The following is a 2560-nucleotide window of genomic DNA, read 5'->3' as shown; positions in this document are numbered from 1 at the left end:
TCGTCGTCGTCCCCCGCGAGGTCACGCGCGACCCCGCGGCCTTCCTCGACCTCCTCGTCCGCGAACGCGTCACCGTGCTCTCCCAGACGCCGTCCGCGTTCCGCCAGCTCGTCGCCCAGGAGGAGCGCCGCCCGGCCGGCGAACTGAGCCTGCGCCTGGTCGTGTTCGGCGGCGAGGCTCTCGACCTGGCCCCCGTGCGCGCCTGGTGGCGCCGCCACGCCCCCGACCGCCCGGTCCTGGTCAACATGTACGGGATCACCGAGACCACCGTCCACGTCACCTGGCGGGTCCTCACCCCGGAAGGGACCGAGACCGCCCGCAGCCCGATCGGCCGCGCACTGCCCGGCTGGCGGACGCTCGTCCTGGACGGCCGCGGCGAGCCCGTCCCGGTCGGTGTGCCGGGCGAGCTGTACGTCGGCGGCGCCGGGGTCGCCCGGGGCTACCTCGGCCGCCCCGGCCTCACCGCCGAGCGCTTCGTCCCCGACCCCTTCGGCGACGCGCCCGGTGCCCGCCTGTACCGCAGCGGCGACCTCGCCCGGTGGACGGCCGACGGGGAACTCGAATACCTCGGCCGCGCGGACGACCAGGTCAAGATCCGCGGCTTCCGCATCGAACTCGGCGAGATCGAGGCCGCCCTCGGCCGCCACCCGGCCGTCCGGGGTGTCACCGTCGTCGTCCGCGAGGACACCCCCGGCGACCCCCGGCTCGTCGCCTACACGGCCTGCCCGGACGGGACCGACCCGCGCGAGCTGCGCGACTTCGCCACCCTCCACCTGCCCGCCTACATGGTCCCCGCAGCGATCGTCCCCCTGGACGCCCTCCCCCTGACCCGGAACGGCAAGATCGACCGCGCCGCCCTCCCCGCACCCGAGTTCGCCTCCGGATCCACCGGCCGCGAGCCCGCGAACGCGACCGAGGCGGCCCTGTGCCGGCTGTTCGCCGACGTCCTCGGCCTGGAACGGGTCGGCGTCGACGACGCCTTCTTCGACCTCGGCGGACACTCGCTGCTGGTCATCCGGCTGGTGGACCGGATCCGCGCCGCCCTCGGCGTCGAACTGTCCATCCGGGCCGTGTTCGAGACCCCGACCCCGGCCGGCCTGGCCGCGGCCGTCGCCCTCGGACAGCGGGCCCGGCCCGCCGTGCGCCCCGCGGCGCGCCCGGAGCGCCTGCCGCTGTCCTTCGCCCAGCGCCGCCTCTGGTTCCTCAACGAGCTCGACGGCGGAGCGGCCTACAACATCCCGTACGCGGCCCGCCTGTCCGGCGCCCTGGACGTCGACGCGCTGAACGCCGCGCTCGCCGACGTCGTGGAGCGGCACGAGGCGCTGCGCACCGTCCTGCCCACCGAGGACGGCCGGCCGTGGCAGCGGATCCTCTCCGGCGCCGAGGCCCGGACGGACCTCACCGTCACCGACACCACCCCGGACGCGCTGGACGCCGACCTCGCCGCGGAGAGCGAACGCGTCTTCCGGCTGACCACGGAACCCGCCCTGCGCGCCCGCCTCTTCCGCCTCGGCCCGGACGAGCACGTCCTCCTGCTGGTCGTCCACCACGTGGCCTGCGACGGCTGGTCGCTGGAGCCGCTGCTCGACGACCTCGCCGAGGCGTACGGCGCGCGCCGCACCGGCACCGCGCCGGCCTGGCCGCCGCTGCCCGTCCAGTACGCCGACTTCACGCTGTGGCAGCGCGAGCTGCTCGGCACCGAGGACGACCCGGAGAGCCGGCTCTCGCAGCAGACCGAGTACTGGCGCCGGACGCTCGCCGGCCTCCCGGACCAGCTGGCGCTGCCCTTCGACCGGCCGCGGTCGGGCACGGTCGGCCTGCGCGGCGGCGAGGTCGCGGTCGAGGTCGGCCCGGCGCTGCACGCCGCGCTGGCCGCCGCCGCGCGGGCCCACGACTGCACCGTGTTCATGGCGCTCCAGGCCGCCGTCGCCGTCGTGCTGTCCCGCTCCGGCGCGGGGCCGGACATCCCGCTCGGCACGGCCACCTCCGGGCGCGCCGACGCCGCGCTGTACGGCCTCGTGGGCTTCTTCGCCGGCACCCTCGTGCTGCGCACCGACCTCTCGGGCGACCCGACCTTCGCCGAACTCCTCGGCCGGGTCCGGGAGGCCGACCTCGGCGCCTTCGCCCACCAGGACGTCCCGTTCGAGACGCTCGTCGAGGCGCTCAACCCGGCCCGCGTGCCCGGCGCCAACCCGCTGTTCCAGGTGAGCGTCTCCATGCTGAACAGCATCACCGCGGAACTCGCCCTCCCCGGCCTGGAGGTGGCGTCCCACGACCTGAGCATGGGGATCTCCGCCTTCGACCTGTCCTTCGTGTTCGGCGAACGCCCGGGCGCCGCGGCCGGGCAGGCCGGCGGGCTGGTCGCCGCGATCGGGTACGACGCCGACCTGTTCGACCACGCCACCGTCGAGGCCGTCGCCGACCGCCTGGTGCGGGTGCTGGAGGCGCTGGCCGCCCACCCCGTCCCCCCGGGCGGCGGGGGGGGGCGGCACCGCGCCCCCCCCCCGCGGGGGGGGCCGGCGGGGGGGGGCGCCCCCCCCCCCCCCCGGGGCGCGGCGCC

General features: G+C 77.0%; 1 protein-coding gene. It reads left to right on the top strand.

The annotated features are described in order from the left end of the window. The coding region (locus ACFV4F_RS43105; RefSeq protein WP_380511469.1) for a condensation domain-containing protein at positions 1–2560 on the top strand (2560 nt) is incomplete at both ends.

This window comes from Kitasatospora sp. NPDC059722 (assembly GCF_042733235.1).
Classification (GTDB): domain Bacteria; phylum Actinomycetota; class Actinomycetes; order Streptomycetales; family Streptomycetaceae; genus Kitasatospora.
The sequence above is the reverse complement of the archived record's forward strand: the minus strand, read 5'-3'. Positions and strand labels throughout refer to the sequence as shown.